General features: G+C 70.1%; 16 protein-coding genes and 1 pseudogene. 8 read left to right on the top strand and 9 right to left on the bottom strand.

The features are described from left to right. Window positions 1-15 precede the first annotated feature (15 nt). From ACT4MF_RS06915 to ACT4MF_RS06905, 3 genes are read right to left on the bottom strand one after another with little or no spacing between them, the layout of a single operon-like run. Window positions 16-963, bottom strand: a complete 948-nt coding sequence (locus tag ACT4MF_RS06915; protein WP_444682088.1) for a segregation/condensation protein A — start codon at window positions 961-963, stop codon at window positions 16-18. Beyond that, window positions 956-4537 (bottom strand): chromosome segregation protein SMC, encoded by a 3582-nt coding sequence (smc, locus tag ACT4MF_RS06910; RefSeq protein WP_444682089.1) that lies wholly within the window; start codon window positions 4535-4537, stop codon window positions 956-958. Before smc ends, ACT4MF_RS06915 begins: the two co-directional genes overlap by 8 nt. Before the next feature lie 24 nt (window positions 4538-4561). Further along, a complete protein-coding gene (locus tag ACT4MF_RS06905) occupies window positions 4562-4996 on the bottom strand; it encodes a DUF7518 family protein (protein ID WP_444682090.1) in 435 nt (144 codons plus the stop codon). 170 nt (window positions 4997-5166) lie between these two features. On the opposite strand from ACT4MF_RS06905, the gene ACT4MF_RS06900 reads away from it, so the two are divergent. From ACT4MF_RS06900 to ACT4MF_RS06885, 4 genes are all read left to right on the top strand, one after another. Next, window positions 5167-5775 carry a double zinc ribbon domain-containing protein gene (locus tag ACT4MF_RS06900; protein ID WP_099255915.1) on the top strand — a complete coding sequence of 203 codons (609 nt, stop codon included), beginning with the start codon at window positions 5167-5169 and terminating at the stop codon, window positions 5773-5775. A gap of 217 nt (window positions 5776-5992) precedes the next feature. Then, entirely contained in the window at window positions 5993-6172 is a 180-nt protein-coding gene (cdrS, locus tag ACT4MF_RS06895; RefSeq protein ID WP_099255914.1) for a transcriptional regulator CdrS, read from the top strand. Window positions 6173-6176: 4 nt separating this feature from the next. Further along, window positions 6177-7394, top strand: coding sequence for a cell division protein FtsZ (gene ftsZ / locus ACT4MF_RS06890; protein ID WP_099255913.1), 1218 nt, complete (start codon window positions 6177-6179; stop codon window positions 7392-7394). 265 nt (window positions 7395-7659) lie between these two features. Then, window positions 7660-8676, top strand: a complete 1017-nt coding sequence (locus ACT4MF_RS06885) for a zinc-dependent alcohol dehydrogenase (protein WP_444682091.1) — start codon at window positions 7660-7662, stop codon at window positions 8674-8676. A gap of 12 nt (window positions 8677-8688) precedes the next feature. On the opposite strand, the gene ACT4MF_RS06880 is transcribed toward ACT4MF_RS06885, so the two are convergent. The 3 genes from ACT4MF_RS06880 to ACT4MF_RS06870 all read right to left on the bottom strand — a co-directional run bounded on the left by ACT4MF_RS06880 (window position 8689) and on the right by ACT4MF_RS06870 (window position 11961). After that, window positions 8689-9459 carry a CDP-alcohol phosphatidyltransferase family protein gene (locus tag ACT4MF_RS06880; protein WP_444682092.1) on the bottom strand — a complete coding sequence of 257 codons (771 nt, stop codon included), beginning with the start codon at window positions 9457-9459 and terminating at the stop codon, window positions 8689-8691. Between the two features lie 74 nt (window positions 9460-9533). Beyond that, entirely contained in the window at window positions 9534-9920 is a 387-nt protein-coding gene (locus tag ACT4MF_RS06875) for a DUF7475 family protein (RefSeq protein WP_444682093.1), read from the bottom strand. 70 nt (window positions 9921-9990) lie between these two features. Next, window positions 9991-11961 carry an aldo/keto reductase gene (locus ACT4MF_RS06870; protein ID WP_444682094.1) on the bottom strand — a complete coding sequence of 657 codons (1971 nt, stop codon included), beginning with the start codon at window positions 11959-11961 and terminating at the stop codon, window positions 9991-9993. Between the two features lie 78 nt (window positions 11962-12039). On the opposite strand from ACT4MF_RS06870, the gene ACT4MF_RS06865 reads away from it, so the two are divergent. The 3 genes and pseudogenes from ACT4MF_RS06865 to ACT4MF_RS06855 all read left to right on the top strand — a co-directional run bounded on the left by ACT4MF_RS06865 (window position 12040) and on the right by ACT4MF_RS06855 (window position 14661). Further along, window positions 12040-12417, top strand: coding sequence for a 6-pyruvoyl trahydropterin synthase family protein (locus ACT4MF_RS06865; RefSeq protein WP_444682095.1), 378 nt, complete (start codon window positions 12040-12042; stop codon window positions 12415-12417). A gap of 16 nt (window positions 12418-12433) precedes the next feature. Next, window positions 12434-13570, top strand: a pseudogene (locus tag ACT4MF_RS06860) (glycosyltransferase family 4 protein); the annotation flags it as partial. Further along, a complete protein-coding gene (locus ACT4MF_RS06855; RefSeq protein ID WP_444682096.1) occupies window positions 13567-14661 on the top strand; it encodes a hypothetical protein in 1095 nt (364 codons plus the stop codon). The pseudogene ACT4MF_RS06860 and the gene ACT4MF_RS06855, both read left to right, overlap by 4 nt. 15 nt (window positions 14662-14676) lie before the next feature. On the opposite strand, the gene ncsA is transcribed toward ACT4MF_RS06855, so the two are convergent. Further along, window positions 14677-15657, bottom strand: coding sequence for a tRNA 2-thiolation protein NcsA (gene ncsA / locus ACT4MF_RS06850; RefSeq protein WP_099255906.1), 981 nt, complete (start codon window positions 15655-15657; stop codon window positions 14677-14679). 486 nt (window positions 15658-16143) lie between these two features. Between ncsA and ACT4MF_RS06845 the strand changes: the two genes are divergently transcribed. Then, window positions 16144-16662 (top strand): DUF4442 domain-containing protein, encoded by a 519-nt coding sequence (locus ACT4MF_RS06845; protein ID WP_099255905.1) that lies wholly within the window; start codon window positions 16144-16146, stop codon window positions 16660-16662. 47 nt (window positions 16663-16709) lie between these two features. On the opposite strand, the gene ACT4MF_RS06840 is transcribed toward ACT4MF_RS06845, so the two are convergent. Together ACT4MF_RS06840 and ACT4MF_RS06835 are read right to left on the bottom strand one after the other, a co-directional pair. After that, complete coding sequence (locus ACT4MF_RS06840; RefSeq protein ID WP_099255904.1) at window positions 16710-17489, bottom strand: response regulator; 780 nt, start codon at window positions 17487-17489, stop codon at window positions 16710-16712. Between the two features lie 65 nt (window positions 17490-17554). Next, complete coding sequence (locus ACT4MF_RS06835) at window positions 17555-18511, bottom strand: alpha/beta fold hydrolase (RefSeq protein ID WP_444682097.1); 957 nt, start codon at window positions 18509-18511, stop codon at window positions 17555-17557. Window positions 18512-18570 lie beyond the last annotated feature (59 nt).

Below are 18570 nucleotides of genomic sequence, written 5' to 3'. Positions count from 1 at the left end.
GACTCGACCGAGCTATCAGTCCGCGATCGCTTCTGACTCCCCGGTCATCGCTGCCGGGTCTTTCACCCAGAGGTCGCCGAACAGGTCGTCCTGCTGGAGTCGCACGGAGCCGCGATGGGCCATGAACAGCAGCGCGAGGTACGTCATGAAGGGGCGGCCGCCGGCGGTCTCGATCTCGGCGAACAACACCTCCGTGCGCCCGTGGTCGAAGTGGGTCCGGAGGGCGTTGTCGATCTCCACGATCACCTCCTCGATGTCCTCGTCGTGGGTGCGGTCGGTCGCCTCGCCGGCGGTCGGCTCCCCGTCCTGCCGGAACTCGTCGCCGGCGTGGTAATCGAGCGTCTGGGTGCCGCGGGCGTGGCCGTGCGGCGACTCCGAGGTGTCGTACTCGCGGGAGTCCTTCCACCACGAGCCGCGCTCGGCCTCGCGGAGCTCCCGGACCAGCTCGTCGAGCGTCTCGGGAGAGCCGCGGGTGTTCTTCCGTTCGAGCCGGCGGTCCATCTCCGCCTCGAGCTTGTCGATCGGATCGATGTCGCCGTCGGCGGGGTCCGCCGCGCCGCCCTCCATCGCGACCTCCCACGGCTCCGGCTCGGGCTCCTCGTCGTCCCCGTCGTCGTCGGCCAGCATCCCGTCGCTTTTCATCCGGAGCAGGACGCTGGCGTAGAAGAGCGCCCGTCCGGTCGTCCGGAGGTCCGTCTCGTCGAGCCGCTCCAGGAACGCGTCGGTCACCTGGACGATGTCGATGTCCCACGGCTCGATCTCGCCCTCCTCGGCGAGTTGGACGAGGAGCTCGACGGGCTCCACCGTCTCTTCGTCTCCGTCTCCGGCGTCTCCGTCGCCCGTGCTCGTCCGCTCGTCGGTCTCCTCGACGACCTCGCTGAACGCCGCTCCGTCCCGCGGTCCGCCGTCCCGATCGCTCGTCAGGTCGAGGTCCGGAACGCCGCCCGCCGACTCCTCAGTCATCCGCGGTCACCTCCTCCTCGCCGTCGTCGCCGAACTGCATCCCCGTCACCGCCGAGAGGTTGTCGCCCTGCATCGTGACGCCGATGGCGCGGTCGGAGCGCTCCAGCAGCGCCGACCGGTGCCCGACGACGACGAACTGGGCGTCATCGGCCAGCTCCTCGATCATCTCGCCGACGCGCTCGGCGTTGACCGCGTCGAGGAACGCGTCGATCTCGTCGAGCGCGTAGAACGGCGCGGGGTTGTGCCGCTGGATCGCGAAGATGAACGACAGCGCGGTCAGCGACTTCTCGCCGCCGCTCATCGCGTCGAGCCGCTGGACCGGCTTGTCGGCGGGCTGGGCCTTCATCGTCAGCCCCTCCTCGAACGGGTCTTCGGGGTTCTCCAAGAGGAGCTCGCCGCTGCCGGCCGAGAGGCGCGCGAAGATCTCCTCGAAGTGGTCGTTGATCGACTCGAACGTCTCCATGAACGTCCGCTTCTTCTCGGCCTCGTACCCCTCGATGCGCTCCTCGATGGCGTCGCGCTCCTCGACGAGCACGTCCCGGCGCTCCTGCAGCGTGTCGAGCGCCTCCTGGACCTCGTCGTACTCGTCGATCGCGAGCATGTTGACGGGCTCGAGCGCGTCCATCTCCGCCTCCAGCTCCTCGATCCGCGCCTCCACCTCGTCGAGGTCCGGGATCTCGTCGGCGTCGTAGTCGCCGACCTGCGACTCCAGCTCGTCGATCTCCCACTCCAGCCGGTCGCGGCGATCGGTCAGGTCCTCCAAGTCCGACTCCGCCTCCGAGACGAGCGACCGCTGCTCGTCGCGCTCGCGGGTCGCCTCGGTGATCTCGTCGCGGAGGTCGTCGCGGTCGGCCTTCAGCTCCGTGAGCTCCTCTTCGAGCTCCGCGATCGCCTCGCGTTTCGCCTCCAGCGTCTCCTCTCGCTCCGCGATCTCGGCCTCGTACTCGTCGATCGCCTCCTCGGCCTCGGCCTTCCGGTTCTGCGCCGTCTCGACGGTGTCGTGGAGGTCGTCGACCGCGTCCTCGGCGTACCCCCTCTCGAGTTCGAGCTCGTTGCGCCGCCCCTCGAGCGAGCCCATCCGGTCTTCCAGGTCCGCGATCTCGCCGCGGATCTCGTCGGCGCGCTCCGAGAGCTCCGGGATCTTCGAGTCCGCCAGCTCCGTTTCGATGTCGTCGATGTCGGCGTTCAGCTCGTCGATGTCGGCGTTCAGCTCGTCGATGTCGGCGTCGAGCTCGCTCATCTCCGCGTCGACCGACTCGCGTTCCGCCTCGAGCTCCTCCAGCTCCGCCTCGAGCTCGTCGATGCGGTCCTCGGCGTCGGCCAACTCGTCCTCGGCGCGCTCGACGTCGGCCTCCAACGACCGGACGCGCTCCGCGGCGTCGGCCTTCCGGTCGCGGGCGTCGTCGATGTCGTCTTCGAGCTCGTCGATCTCGGCCTGGAGCGCCTGTCGCTCGTCTTCCAGCTCCGAGATCTCGCTCGCGAGCCGTTCGAGCTTCCCGCCGCCGGACTTCGTGAACGCGTACCGGGAGCCGCCGCCCGACCCGCCGGTCATCGCTCCGGACTTCTCGACGAGGTCCCCGTCGAGCGTCACCATCCGGTAGTCGCCCATCAGGTCGCGGGCGGTCGCCATATCCTCGACGACCAGCGTCGAGCCGAGCACGTACGAGAAGATCGACTCGTACTCGCTGTCGTACTCCACGAGGTTACGCGCGAAGTCGACGACGCCCGGCACCGAGGGTTTGCGCGGGAGGCTTCGGTCGTCCATCTCCGTGATGGGGAGGAACGTCGCCCGACCCGCGTTGCGCCGCTTGAGGTAGTCGATACACGTCGACCCCACTCCGTCGTCGTCGACGACGACGTTCGCGAGCCGGCCGCCAGCGGCCGTCTCGCACGCCTCGGCGTACTCGGCCTCGACCGAGCCGAGCTCGCCGACCGCGCCGTGGACCCCGTCGATCCCGCCGTTCTTCACCTCCGTCACCGCACGCGGCCACGAGGCGTCGCCGCGCTGGTCGGCGGCCGCCTCCAGCTTCGCGTACTCGTTCTGCTTCTCGCGGAGGTCCGCCTCGATCGCCTCCAGCCGCTCGCTCCGCTCCGCCTTGTCGGCGAACAGGTCGGCGACCGCGTCCTCGATCGTCTCCTCGTTCTTCCGGGCCTTGTCGAGTTCGCTGTGCAGCTCGGAGATCCGCGCTTTGTGTTCGGGGAGCGACTCGCGGGCCTCCTCGAGCTCCGTCCGCGCCTCGCTCACCGCGTTCGAGCGCCGGCGCGCCTCGTCGAGCAGGCGGTCCTTCTCGCGTTGCAGCTCGTTTTTCTCCTCGCGCAGCGACTCGACCGACCCCTTTTTCTCCGCGAGCTCCGCCTTCAGCTCGTCGAACTCGGTGTCGGCGCCCTCGATCTCCGCCTCCACGTCCGCGAGCTCGGACCGCTTCGTGGCGATCTCGGATTTCACCGACGCCTTCTCGACTTTCACCTCGCGGATCTCGTCGTCGAGCTCCTCGATCGTCTCCTCCTTGCGGTCGATCTGGACGAAGGCGTCCCGGCGCTCGGTCTCCGCCTCCGCGGCGCGCTCCTCGGCGGTCTCGATCCGGTCTTCCAACCGCGAGATCTCGCCTTTCACCTCCTCGATCTCCGAGCGGATCTCGATCTGTTCGTCCTCGCCTTTGGTCTCGATCTCGTGGTTGAGATCGGCTAAGTCCTCTTCCAGCCGCGTGAGCTTCCCCTGTCTGGCGTCGAGCTCGACGCGGAGTTCTTCGAGGTCCGCCTCGGCGTCGTCGATGTCCGCTTCGACGCCCGCGAGCGTCTCGCGCTTCTCCTCCAGCTCGGAGGCCTTGAGGAAGCCGCGGTACTCGTCGAGCTCGTCGCGGTACTCCTGATACTGGAGGGCCGTCTCGCGCTCGTCGGCCAGCTGATCGAGCCGGTCCTGCTTCTCTCCGATCCGGAGGTCCGCCTCCCCGATCCGGTCTTCGACGGTCTCCAGCTCCTCGTAGGCGGCCTCCTTCTTCGCGTCGAACTCGGCGACCCCCGCGATCTCGTCGATGATCCCCCGTCGCTGGTAGGGGGTCATGTTGATGATCTCGGTCACGTCGCCCTGCATCACGACGTTGTACCCCTCGGGCGTGACCCCGGCGGCCGCGAGCAGGTCCTGCACGTCGGAGAGGTTCACCGACCGCCCGTTGAGGTAGTAGTACGAGTAGTAGTTGTCCTCGGTCTCTTTGACGCGTCGCTTGATCGTGATCTCGGAGACGTCTCCGACGTTCTCCGTCCCGGCCGCGGAGACCACCTGCGAGCGGTCGAGGGTCCCGTCCTCGTTGGACAGCACCACCGTCACCGACGCCTCGTTCGGGCCGTCCGCGCCCTCGCCGCCGTCGTGACCGGGGTTGTAGATCAGGTCCGTGAGCTTCTTCGCACGGATCCCTCTGGTGCGAGCCAGCCCGAGTGCGAAGAGCACCCCGTCGATGATGTTCGACTTTCCGGAGCCGTTCGGCCCAGTGACGACCGTGAAGTCGTCGTAAAAGGGGATCCTCGTCGTTCGTCCGAAGCTCTTGAACCCGTCTAAAACCACTTCTGTGATGTGCATGTGTCGCGGGAGGGTGAGCGCAGGTTACGCGACGATGATGTCGCTGTCGGACTCCTCGTCGCCCTCTCCGTCCGCGCCCGACTCCTCGGCGGCCTCGGCGTCGGGCGTCGCCGCCTCCTGATCGGGGACGATCACGTCGTCGCCGGAGGCGCTCTCCTCGCCGTCGGCGGCCTCGGTCTCTCCGGACCCGTCGTCGGTCCGTTCGACGACCTCGACGTGGTCGTCGGAGTGGGTCTGGCGCTCGCCGCCGGTCGCCTCGGACGCCGAGTCGTCCGCGTCCGTCGGCTCGTCGCGCGCCGGCTCCGCCGACTCGGCGGCGTCGGCAGCAACGGACACCTCCTGAGCGTCTTCCACCTGTCGGACACGCTCTTTCATCTCGACGAGCTCCTCGGTGAGCCCGTTGACCGCCGCCTGTAGCTCCGCAACCTGCCGCTCGAGGTCCTCCACGCGGTTACTCATTATACACACGTATGCCCACGCGGGCCGTATAAATCTGCGTCAGACATGTGTGTTCGTGTCGCATGATCTCGACCGCTGACGGGGGATCCGTTTCAGCAGTGTGAAACGTGTCTGTCGACCGTCAGACACGGGGAGAAGATACTTGTAGCGAGGGTTGATACCGATTCGGTATGAGCAAGATCACCTTCCGTGCCGACGACGACCTCGTCGAGCGGCTGGAAGCGTGTGACGCCTCCAAAAGCGAGGTGATGCGGGAGGCCCTCCGGACCCACCTCGACGGGGCGATCGACGGGGACGAGGCCGGCGACGTGACCGCGTCGGACGCGACGGTCGACGACGCGCTGGCGGATCGGATCGACGACCTCATCGCCGATCGGCTCGACGCCGCGTTGGACGAGCGGCTCGGCGACCGGCCGGCGACTTCGACGGCGCCTCACTCTGCGTATACGCCCGGAAACGCCGGCGACATCAACGTAAACGTCACTCTCGACGCTCCGGGTGCCGACGGGGACGACGCGAGTGTGACACGTGAGGCGACCGCAGACGCCGACGAGCAAACGCGTAAGACGCCGGCCGATTCGGACGTGCAAACACGCGAAAATGTCTGCGGCGGATGTGGCGAAAACGTCCCGTCTGACCACGTTTACTGCCCGAACTGTGGCGAGAAGCAGTCCCACAGGGCGTTCTGCGAGTGCGGTGACGAGCTGCGGACCGACTGGGCCTTCTGTCCCGGGTGCGGACGCCGAACCCCCGCTGCCGACGTGTTGAAAGATCGCTAACTCCCGCCTATACGCATGTATACGCCAGATATCGGCCGTTTTTACTTTTTGTCTTACAACCACCGGTAGTTTTATAATAGTAGACTCGGTGACTACAACTGCGTAAGACGGTCGTCTTACAGTGGCCGTCCGGGACGGGGTGACCCCCTGTCGTCGGGCGATTCGTCGCTGTAAGACACACGCGTCGCGTGGTCGCCGTCTTACCGGGGGAATACCAATGGAGCGTGTGACACTACGAATCCCGAAACAGCAGATCGACGAGGTCGAACAGATGGTCGAGACGGGCGAGTTCCCGAACCGGAGCGAGGCGATCCGGTCGGCCGTCCGCGACATGTTGAACGAACAGGACGGCGAGCGTGAGGAGCGCGGCCGCAACCGCAACTGGGCGAAGGTGTAAACTGATGCAAGATCTCGTTCAGGACGCCCTTGACAACGCGGAAGCGGAGAAGCGCGACATGGACGTCGACATGGACGACGACGAGTTCGGGGACCCCCGAATCGTCATCGTCGGTGCCGGCGGCGCCGGCAACAACACGGTCAACCGACTGTACAACATCGGCGTCGACGGCGCCGACACCGTCGCCATCAACACGGACAAACAGCACCTCAAGATGATCGAGGCCGACACCAAGATCCTCGTGGGCAAGTCGCTCACGCAGGGGCTCGGCGCCGGCGGCGACCCCAAGATGGGCGAGCGCGCCACCGAGATGGCCCAGGGAACGATCAAAGAGGTGCTCGGCGACGCCGACCTCGTCTTCGTCACTGCCGGGATGGGCGGCGGCACCGGGACCGGCGCGGCGCCGGTCGTCTCGAAGATCGCGAAAGAGCAGGGCGCAATCGTCGTCGGGATGGTCTCGACGCCGTTCAACGTCGAGCGCGCCCGCACGGTGAAGGCGGAAGAGGGGTTAGAGGACCTCCGCAACGAGGCCGACTCGATCATCGTCCTCGACAACAACCGGCTGCTCGACTACGTGCCGAACCTGCCGATCGGGAAGGCGTTCTCCGTGATGGACCAGATCATCGCGGAGACGGTCAAGGGGATCTCCGAAACGATCACCCAGCCGAGCCTCATCAACCTGGACTACGCCGACATGTCGACCATCATGAACCAGGGCGGCGTGGCCGTGATGTTGGTCGGCGAGACCCAGGACAAGAACAAGACCCAAGAGGTGGTCAACGACGCGATGAACCATCCCCTCTTGGACGTCGACTACCGCGGTGCGAGCGGCGGGCTCGTCCACATCACGGGCGGTCCGGACCTCACGCTCAAAGAGGCCGAGGGCATCGCGAACAACATCACCGAGCGGCTGGAGGCGAGCGCCAACGTGATCTGGGGCGCCCGCATCCAGGACGAGTACAAGGGGAAGGTCCGCGTCATGGCGATTATGACGGGCGTCCAGAGCGCACAGGTGCTCGGTCCGTCGACCCAGAAGCAGGCGGACAAGTCCCGCGCCGCGGTGAACAGCGACGACCTCGGCGACTCGCGTTCGCGGGCGGCCGAGGCGAACGGCACTGCCGGTACCGCCGCGGCCTCGGGCGGCACCGAGCAGGGCGCGTGGGAGTCCGACGGCGGCAGCGAGCCGACCGAGAAGAACAACGGACTCGACGTCATCCGCTAGGCATCCCGCGGTATCCGTCCATCGACGCGGCTTTCGTTTTTGGCTCCGTTTTCGGCTCTGTTTCCGCTTCCACCTTCGCTTCCGCTTTCGATCCTTCGGATCGTTTCTCACGTCCGTCCACTCGCCGCGTTCGGCTCGCCCGTCGGGCGGCGCGAGGACTTAACATCGCACGGTCCGTGGAACGCACCGTGTCACACCACCAGCCGACCCGAAGCCCGCGGCGTCGCTCGGGCGCCGCCCGCGACCGGACCGGATTCGCGACCCGATGACGGACGCCGCGCTCTACTTCACGGGCCCGGAGACCGTCGAGGTGCGGGAGGCGACGGTCGGCTCGCCGGCCGCCGACGAACTGCTCGTCGACACCCGCGCATCGGCGATAAGCGCCGGGACGGAGCTGCTCGTCTACCGCGACCAGGTCCCGACCGAGCTCCCGGCTGACGAGACGCTCGACGCGCTCGACGGGGACCTGTCGTACCCGCTCCGGTACGGCTACGCCGCGAGCGGCGTCGTCCGCGAGGTCGGCGGCGACGTCGACCCGAGCTGGGTCGGCCGGTCGGTGTTCTCGTTCGTCCCGCACCAGACGCGCTTCCGCGCGACTCCCGACTCGGTCGTCGCGCTGCCGCCGGGAACGACGCCGGCGGCGGGGTCGCTGCTCCCGTCGGTCGAGACGGCGACGAACATCGTCCTCGACGCCGCCCCGCGGATCGGGGAACGGGTCGTGGTGTTCGGCGCCGGGGTGATCGGGCTCTGTGTCACTCGCCTGTTGGCGGCGTTTCCGCTGGAATCGCTCGTCGTGGTCGACCCGCTCGAGCGCCGCCGGGCGCTCGCCGCGACGCTCGGCGCCGACCGAACGGCGACGCCGGACGAACTCGCCGCGACCGCGTCCGCCGACGCGCCCCCCGGCGTCGACGACGCCGACATCGCGATCGAGCTGTCCGGGCAGCCGAGTGCGCTCGACGAGGCAATCGGGGCGGTCGGCTACGACGCGCGGGTCGTCGTCGGCTCGTGGTACGGGACCAAGCGCGAGCCGATCGATCTGGGCGGGCGGTTCCACCGGGACCGCATCGACATCGTCTCCAGTCAGGTGTCCACGATCAGCCCGGAGCTGCGCGGCCGCTGGGACCGCGACCGGCGCATGGACGCGGCGCTCGACCGGCTCGACTGGATCCCCGCCGACGAGCTGATCACCCACCGGATCCCCTTCGAGCGCGCGGCTGAAGCGTACGAGCTGCTCGACTCGGCGCCCGACGCGGCGGTGCAGGTGATCTTCGAGTACGAGTGACCCTCCGGGACCTCACCGGCGGCCGGGGAGCCGGCCGCTGACGGCGAGGTAGTCCCGCGCGAACACCGCCAGCGACGGGGCGAGGACGACGGGCGCGAGGGCCCACACGAACTCCGTCGGTACCGGCGGGACGAGCGCGATCGTGACGAACAGCATCTGGACGCCCGCGAGGTATCTACTGAGGTCGCCGTCGGAGAGGTCGCCGACGGGCAGGCCGCGGACGCGCCGCGCCCACACGGCGCCGCGGAAGACGTACCGCGCGGCGGAGATGGAGAGGTACCACACCGGTAACAACCCCCACAGCACCGCCACCAGCGGCGCGACGACGAATCCGAAGGTGTCGAACGCCATGTCGAGCCGGCGACCGATTTCGGTCTCCCGCCCGACCGTCCGAGCGACGGTCCCGTCGAGGCCGTCGAGGGCAACGCCGCCCCCGTAACACAGCGCCGGCACCCACGCGAGCGCCGTCGCCGTCGGCACGACGACGAACCCGGCGACGACGGCGTACAGCGCCCCCCGCACGAGCGTGACCGCGTTCGCCAGCCCGAACAGTCGCCGCCAGACCGCTCCGGTCGCCCTCCCCGGATCGATCCCGTAGCCGACGTACCAGAGCTGTCCGGCCCAGCAGACCCCGGCGACGACGGGGGGAGAGAGCCCCCATCGGCCCGCCGCGGTCGCCGGCAACAACCGCGACAGGAGCACCGCGAGCGCGAGCGCGGCGACGAGCGGCAGTCCGACGCCGACCCCGACGCGAACGGACCACCGCGGGCGCGCCTCGGCCATCTACCCGTCACCCCTCGCCCCGGCGATCGCGGCGACGCGTTCGCGTCGGGGTCGGCGGTTCCGCGTCGGCACGGTTACCGGCGCAGGAGGGCGACCAGCACGGCGATCAACACCACCTGGGCGAGCTTGTCCGCGGCGCCGAGCGCCCCGACCTCGGCCGGGAACGACTTCGTCCCCCCCGCGAAGTTGACGACGTACCACAGGACGATCTGGGCGAGGGTGAAGGGGATCCCGACCGCGTACACCGCTCGCCGTCGATAGTCGACCAGGAGCAGCCCGACCCCGCCGACGAAGCCGAGCCCCGCGAGGATGAAACTGATCCCCATCGGAGACGGAATCATCCTGACGCCGAGGAGGAGGTGGACGACGGCGGAGACCAGGGTCGCGACGATGCCTACCCAGTGGAGCCCGTTCAACGAGCCGACGTCGACCGTGGGCTGCCGCGTTCCCGTTTGTGCCATGTTACATACATGTGCTTCTCTCACATAGAAATACCGCCCGCATCTGCTGCATCCGATCGGTTCCGCCTTCCTATCGCTCGAAATCCGGATCCCTGAGGGCGTCGACGCGCGCGACTTCTTCCGCGGTCAGCCGCTCGCTTCCGGCGGCTAGGTTCGAGACGACGTGCGACTCGGTGGTGCTGGACGGAATCGGGACGACCCCTCGGGCGACGTTCCAGGCGACGACGACCTCGGCGGGCGAGAGGCCTCGCTCCGCACCGATCGCCTCCAAGACGGGCTCGTCGAGGAGGCCGGGCGCCGACAGCGGCGAGTGCGCGACGACCCGTATCCCGCGCTCGTGACAGCGCTCGACGAGCCCGCGCCGCGGCCGGTAGGGGTGTCGCTCCACCTGCACGATCGCCGGGTCGACCGCGCCCGCCTCCAGTACCGTCTCCAGCTGTGTCCGCGAGACGTTACAGATCCCGAGCGTCCGCGCCCACCCCCGCTCGTGGACGATCTCGAGGTTTCGCCACGCCGTCGCGAGCGACACGTCGGCGGTCGCGGGCCCGCCGTCCTCGTCTTCGGGGAAGGCGAGCGCCTCCTGTCGCTCGACCGGTTTCTCGGCGAGCCGACGCAGCTCGCCGCGGTGTTCGAGCGCGCCGGGCCAGTGGAGCGCGTAGCAGTCGAACGCGTCGATCCCGAGCTCCTCGCGGCTGCCGGCGCAGGCGGCGAGCAGGTGCTCGCGGCGGTGGTTGGTGCGCCACGCCTTTCCGAGGAGGAACACCCGATCGCGGTCCGGCGCGCCCGGCGCGGCGAGCAGGTCGCCGATGCGGTGTTCGTTGCCGTACAGCTCGGCGGTGTCGAGGAGGCGGTAGCCCGCGTCGAGCGCGGTCGCGATCGAGTCGGCGCGCTCGACGTACGCCCCGTCGCGGTAGCGCGAGCAGCCGAAGCCGACCGCGGGGAGGCGGATCCCGGCGGCGCCCGAGCCGTCGAAAAGAGGTTCCGGCCTGACGACCGGGGCCGGCGGCGGGTCGGCGGTCGCCCCGCAGTCGTCGACGGCGACCGCCCCCTCGCCTTCGGCCGCCGCCTCGATCGCGTTACAGACGGCGACCACGTGGGCCCCCCGCCGCCCTCCGGCTCGGGACGGTGAGCCCGTCTCGACCGTCGCAGCGAGGCGCTCGACGGCGTCGACGTACTCGTACGGCTCCGTTGGCGCGTCCGGCGGCGCGCTCACGTACTCCCGCCCGACGCGCCCGAACCTGACGCCGTCGCGGTCGTCGTCCATCGCCCCCGTCCCCTTCAGGTACAGCGAGCCGTCGTCGCCGTGGAGCTCCAGCCCGTAGAACTCGCGGCTCCTGTGTGGCGCGTAGAAGCTCGCGGTCAGCCTGACGGTCGGCCCCGCCGCGAACGCCAGCGTCGCCTCGACGTGGCTCGGGGTCGACGGTCGCCGGGCCTCCCGCTCGGGCCAGACGTCGAGCGCGTCGGCGACGCGGACGCGCTCGACCGGACCGAACCACGACACCAGGAGCGCGAGCGGGTACACCGCCCCGTCGTACAGGGGCCCGATCTCGAGGAAGGAGTCGGGGCGGTCGTGCCAGTCGGTCACGCGACCGACGTGGGCGTGGGCGTACCCCAGCCCCACCGGACCCAGTCGCCCGTCGGCGAGGAGGCGGCCAGCGCGGCGCTGCGAGGGCCCCAGCGGCGTGCCGGGCGCGCAGCCGAGCCCGAGCCCGCGGTCGCGTGCGAGCGCCACCAGCGCCTTCGCCTCGTCGGCGTCGAGCGCGAGCGGCTTCTGCGAGTAGACGTGGCAGTCGGCCTCCAGCGCTGTCCGCGTCGCCGGCGCGTGGGCGGCGTGGCTCGTCAGGTTCACCACCAGCGGCGCGTCGACGGTCGCGAGCGCCGTCTCCAAGTCGGTGAACGACGGGCAGCCGTGGTCTGCGGCGAGGGCGGCGGCGCGGTCTCCGTCGAGGTCCACGACGCCGGCGAGCGACAGCGAACTCCCCGGCAGGCCGGCGGCGTACTCCGGCGCGATCGACCCGCCCCCGACGAACAGACAGTTCACGGTCGTACCGAGGCGGCGAGACGTATAGGTGTCCCGCCGCCCTCCGGATTTAGGTGCGTCGCGTCCCTGTATCGGTGCATGTACGCGACGACGGTCGTCACCGACTTGGTGGCCCAGCACTACCTCACGGTCCCCGATCCCGGGCCCGAAGGCGTGCCGCACTCCCACCACTTCGAGATCGAGGTGACCTTCCGGGGCCCCGAGCTGAACGCCCACGACTACCTCGTCGACATCGACGACGCCGAGGCGGCGCTCGCCGACCTCGCCGACCGCTACCGCGACGAGCTGCTCAACGACCTCCCCGAGTTCGAGGGCGACAACCCCAGCGTCGAGCGGTTCGCGCGCGTCGTCTTCGAGCGCGTGACCGACGCGGTGACCGACGAGACCGTGGCCGAGTTGGCCGTGACGGTCTGGGAGGACGACGCGGCCGCCGCGACGTACGACGCGCCGGTATGAGGGGCAGACGCACGCGGTTCGGGAGGCCGGTATGAGGGTCGGTCTCACCCTGTACGGGAGCCTCGACGAGCAGTCGGGGGGCTTCCGCTACGACCGGAAACTCGTCGAGGGGCTCCGTCGGGCCGGCGACACCGTGGAGGTCGTCGAACTCCCGTGGCGGGCGTACCCCCGCGGACTGCTCGACAACGTCACCACGGCCCTCGGCGACCGCCTCCGCGTCGACGTCGACGTGATGCTGCAAGACGAGCTCGCACACCCCTCGCTGCTCCGCGCCAACCGCGACCTCCCGTACCCGATCGTCAGCCTCGTCCACCACCTGCGCGCGAGCGAGCCCCGCAGCCTCGCGCCGCTGTACCGCGCCGTCGAGCGCCGGTACCTCGCGACCGTCGACGGCGCGGTCTGTAACAGCGCGGCGACCCGCGACACCGTCGCTGCCCTCGGCGTCGACCGCGACGCGACCGTGGTCGCCCCGCCCGCTGGCGACCGGTTCGACCCCGCCATCGACGACGCCGATATCGAGGCGCGGGCCGCGTCGCTTCGGGCCGACGACGGATCTGAGGGTGACGCCGATCCCGTGCCCCTCCGGGTCGCGTTCGTCGGGAACCTCGCGCCCCGGAAGGGGTTGGACACGCTCGTCGAGGGGGTGGCCGGGGCCGACGCCGCCGTCGACCTCACCGTCGTCGGGCGAACGGTCGACGAGAGCCACGTCGCTGACGTCCGGCGGCTGGTCCGGGAGCGCGGGCTCGGCGACCGGGTGCGCTTTTCCGGTCGACTGTCGGACGACGAGCTGGCCGACGCGCTCCGGGCGAGCCACGTCCTCGCGGTCCCCTCTCGGTACGAGGGGTTCGGGATCGTCTATCTGGAGGGGATGAGCTTCGGCCTCCCGGCGATCGCCGCGCGGGCGGGCGGCGCGGGCGAGACGATCGCGGACGGCGAGACGGGCGTTCTCGTCGATCCGGAGGACTCGGTCGCCGTCGCCCGGGCGCTCGACGAGTTCGCGGCCGATCCCGACCGTCTCGCGGCGATGGGGCGCGCGGCCAGACGCCGGTACGAGGCCCACCCGAGCTGGGCGGCGTCGACGGCCCGCGTCCGCCGACTCCTCGCCGAAGTCGCAGACGCGCCCCACGCCGTCGACCCCGAGGTGGTGTCGTGACGGGAGAGGAACCGACAGGGCGTCGCGAGGACGATCCCGCCGCCTTCCGGCGCTACCTCCGGGCGAAGCGCACCGTCGACGACCGGGCGCTCGACCGGCGGCTCGTCGGGATTCTCGGAGAGCGGCTCGCCGACCGCGCCGCGGCGACCGATGGACCGCTTCGCGTGCTGGAGGTCGGGGCCGGAATCGGAACGATGATCGCCCGCCTGATCGACTGGGAGGTGCTCCCGCCGGGCGAGATCCGGTACGTCGCCGTCGACCGCGACGCGGGAACGCTCGCCGGCCTCGGTCCGTTCCTCCGGGCGTGGGCGGCGGATCGGGAGGCCTCGGTCTCCGTCGCGGACGCCGCCACTGAAGGAGAGACGAGTACGGTCACCGTCGAGACCGACGCGCACGCGGTCACGGTCGAGCCGGTCGCCGCGGACGCTATCGCCTACGCCGAGGCGAACGCGGGCGAGTGGGACGCCATGATCGGCATGGCGCTGCTGGATGTCCTCGATCTCGAGGGGCTCGAGACCCTGCTCGGCGCGCTCGCTCCGGGCGGGACGTACTACTTCCCGATCACGTTCGACGGCGGGACCCGCTTCCGCCCGTCACATCCGGCCGATCGGATGGTCGAGCGTCGCTACCACGCGCACATGGACGCCAAGCCCGGCGGGAGCAGCCGCGCCGGCGGCGACGCCCTCTCGCGGCTCCGCGACATCGAGGGCGCCTCGCTCGTCGGCGTCGCCGGCTCGGACTGGGTGGTCCGACCGACCGTGGGGTCGGGTCGGCTCCCCGGTCCCGAGGCTCCTACCCCTGCCGGCGAGGCGGCTCTCGACGATGCGGGACTCCCAAGCGACGAGGCGTACCCTGGCGACGAGGCGTACTTCCTCCGGCACATCCTCGACACCGTGGAGGGGGCGGTCGGCGAGGTGATCGACGGAACCGCGGGAGGGCCGTCGGTGGGGGGCCCCTCGACGGACACCGGGGATCCGGCCGCCGCACTCGCCGAGTGGGTCGCCTGCCGCCGGCAGGAGGTCGACGGCGGCGAGCTCGTCTACCTCACGCACCAGCTCGACCTGCTCGGGCGGATCGATCCGGCGGAGTGACCCCGGTCGTTCGGGTCAGGCCGCTTCGATCGAGTCGAGCAGCCGGCACTTCCGACAGACGTCGCGGCTCGTCTTCGAGCCGCAGCGCTCGCACTCCCCGAGGTCGGGCGAATCGGCGGCGGCGTCGCCGCCCTCGCGGTACGTCTCGGCGGCGAGCGCGGACAGCTCCTCGTAGCCGGCCATGATCGAGTGGCGGGCGCCCGGATGGTTCTCCTCCAGCTCGTGGATCGTCGACTGGATCTCTCCCCGGTACGCCTCCGACGAGTGCGGACACTCGGCCATGTGGGTCGGGAGGTCGCGGACGTGGCAGTACAGGGCGATCTCCTTTTCGGGCACGTCCCGCAGGGGTTTGGCGCGCGGCACGAAGGCGTCGGTCCCCTCGCGCTCGTCGAAGGGGCCGAGCGAGGCGTCGAAGTGTTTCGCCACCTGGCGCACGTCGCCCTCGAGGAAGTTCATCATCGCCGTCTGGGCCTCGTCGTCGAGGTTGTGGCCGGTGAGCAGCTTGTCGGCGCCGAACTCGGCGGCGTACTCCTCTAAGAGGTCGCGTCGGAACACGCCGCAGTACGCGCAGGCGGCCATGTTCTCCGGGTCGCTCTCGACCACGTCGTCCATCCGCACGTCGAACTCCTCCTCGTAGGAGACGACCTCGTGACGGATCGAGAGGTCCTCGGCGAGCTCCACGCAGGCGTCGAGGCTCTCGTCGCGGTACCCCTCGATTCCCTCGTGGATCGTCAACGCGAGCATCTCGACGCGCGGGTCGTTGCCGAACACGTCGTCGAGGATCTGCGTCAGCGCGACGCTGTCCTTCCCGCCCGAGAGGCCGATCACCCAGCGGTCGGGGTCGTCCGGCGTCGCGTCCGGATCGAGGAGGGTGTCCTCGCGGACCCGACGTTTCACGCGCTTCTCGACCGACCGGCGAAGATGCTCGCCGCAGAGGTGCGCCCCGGAGTAGGCGGCGTGGTGGATCGCGTCGTCGCCGCACCTGTCACACTCCATCGGTGTCGGGTTGCGGTCGCGCGGGGATACCCGTTTCGGGCCGCCTACGCGAGAGCGGGAGCGAGATCGGACCGAAGTAAGACCGACGGAAGCGCTTCCGAAAACCCGGTCGCTCGCTTATAAATGACTGATGCTGGATCGACGGCGAACATCTCCAAAGCCCCGATCGCGAGGCGGGCGCACGTTCGCTGCGCTCCTCGCTCGCTACCGCTCGCTGCGGTGCTTGCGTCACCTGCGCCCGCCTCGCGACTGCCCCTTTGAGTCCACCCACCCGCAGCCGCACCGCAGCCTCACGCCTCCCCAGCCTCGTCGGTCGTCCTCCGCGTAGCGCCGGCGACCTCGCGCGCGCTGCTCGGCCGCGGGGCGGCCTCGCAGGCACGCGCCACCGCATCGTTTGTTTATAAACAAGCATGCGTGGTCGACAACCGCCCGCGCGTTGTCGCCGGTTCCGACACGGGTTTGACCGGGGCGCGGTCTCCTGTTACCGTGACTGACTCTCCGACCGGCGTCGACCGCGACCCCGATCCGCGTCCCCTCCGCGAGGACCCGCCGGCGGAGAGCCGTCGCACCCGACTGTGGCGCCACGGATTCAACCTCCTGCCCGCCTACCGCGGCACCGGCGCCCGGGTCGACCACATCGGCGCGGACTGGCAGTACGTCCGGATCCGGGTCCCGTTCAACTGGCGGACGCGCAACGCGGTCGGCACGATCTTCGGCGGCAGCCTCTACGGCGCGATCGACCCGGTCTACATGACGATGCTCCGCCGGACGCTCGGCGACGGCTTCACCGTCTGGGATAAGTCGGCCGCGATCGAGTTCCTCGAACCCGGCCGCGACACGCTGTACGCGGAGTTCGAGTTCACGGACGGGGAGACGGAGACGCTCCGCGAGGCGCTCGCGCCCGGCGAGTCGACCGATCGGCAGTACATCGTCTCGCTGGTCGACGAGGCCGGGACGGTTCACGCGGTCTGCGAGAAGACGCTGTACGTCCGTCGGGATCGGTGAGGCGATCAGGAAGGCGATCGGTGAGGCGGGCGACCGCGACCACCGGCTCAGTCGTCCGCCCGCGCACCGGACGCGACCTCGTCGAACTCCGAGACGGAGATGACGAGCCGGTCGTCGCTCGTCGTCGTCACCATCTTCGACTCCGCGAACGTGGACCCGTCCGCGCGGAGCCCGGTGCTCGTCCCCGTCCACCGCTCGCCGTCCGTCACCGCCGGGATGATGTGCGTGCGGATGTGCTCGACCTCCTCGGTCGGGTGGAGCCGCTGCCAGCGCTCCCCGACGAGCTCCTCCGGGTCGTACCCGTACAGCTCGCCGTACTCCTCGCCGACGAACTCGAACGTGCCGTCGGGCGCCACGGTACAGACCCCGTCGAGCGCGACGGCGGTGGGCAGGTCGCCGTCCGACTCCGGCTTCGGGTCCGAGCCGAAGCGCCCGGCGTCGCCCTCGACCGCGTGCTCGACCCGGCGCAACAGCGCGGTGTAGCCGTCGGCGCCGCCCCGCTTCGTGACGTAGTCGCTGACGCCCGCGCGGACCATCTCGGCCGCGATCGCGTCGGGCTCCGTCGCGGAAAAGAGGAGAAACGGGAGGTCCGGATCGCTCTCCCTCGCCTCGGAGAGCAGTTCGACGCCGGTCCGTCCGGGCATGTCGTAGTCGCTGACCACGCAGTCGAACGACTCGCGCTCGATCCGGTCGAGCGCGTCGGCCGGGTCCGTCTCGACCGCCGTTTCGCAGTCGATCGCGTCGTCGCGTTCGAGGTACGCCGCGACGAGCTCGGCGAGGGCGGGCTCGTCGTCGACGCAGAGCACTCGCAGCGGTGCGTCAGTCATACCCGTTCTCAGCGCTATCCGGCTAAACCGTTTCCCTCCCGATGCTCAGAACTGATACCGAAAACTCACGCCGTCGCGCCAGAGACGAGGGTCTCCTCGACGGTCTCGACGAACCGGTCCGGGTGTTCGACGTGCGGCAACAGCTTGGCGCGGTCGAAGACGACGAGGCGGGCCCCGGACGCGTCGGCGAGGTCGCGCCCGTCTGAGAGGGGGCTCACCTCGGCCTCGCGGCCCCAGATGATCGTCGGCGCCGCCTCCAGCTCGGCGAACGCCTCCGCCAGATCGAGATCGCTGTTGAGGTACCCCGAGACGAACGACGCGGGCGCGAACCGCGCGTTCTCGACGTGGCTCGTCCGCCACTCGTAGTCGGTCCAGTCGTCGCTCGGATTCGTCGGATCGTCGTAGCCGTGGTCGGCGTTGAAGTACCGGATCGACGGCTTCGAGGCGAGACCGTTGAACAGCGCGTCGCCGACGAGCGGCGCCCGGATCAGCTCCCGAAGCCACGACTTGGGCGGGCTCGGCCCGGCGACGGTCGTCGGACAGACGCCGACGAACCCCCGGATCTCGACGCCGTCGGCCGACGATCCGCCGCTGTCGGCCGCCGCGGCCGCGTACGCCGCCGACAGCGACGAGGCGACGACGGCGGGCCGATCGAAGTCGGCGAGGAAGTCGCGGACGAAGTCCTCGTACAGCGCCGCGGAGTAGCGCAGCGGCGGGCGGTCCGACCGCCCGAACCCCGGCAGATCGGGAGCGACGACGTGGTGCTCCGCGGCCAGGCCGTCGAACACCTCGCGCCACTCGCCCGAGGAGCCGGCGGCGTTGGCGCCGTGGAGGAGGACGAGGTCGGGGTCGTCGGGGTCGCCCGCCTCGGTGTACGCCACGTCCATCCCGCGCCAGCGGAACGTGCCGTCGTCGCCGTCGAGGGGCGACTCCAACTCTCCTTCGTACCGGAGGCCGGTGTTGAGGGCGGCGATCGCGCCGACGCCGAGGAGGGCGGTCCCGGCGAGGTTCCTGAGCTTCATGGAAACCTGTTGGTCCGCTGGCGACTTATAGCTCGTGGACCCGTTGTGCGGACCCGCGC

Origin of the sequence: Halorubrum sp. FL23 (assembly GCF_052439115.2) — an archaeon.
Classification (GTDB): domain Archaea; phylum Halobacteriota; class Halobacteria; order Halobacteriales; family Haloferacaceae; genus Halorubrum; species Halorubrum persicum.
Note: the sequence above shows the minus strand (reverse complement) of the source record. Positions and strands in the feature narration are given on the sequence as shown.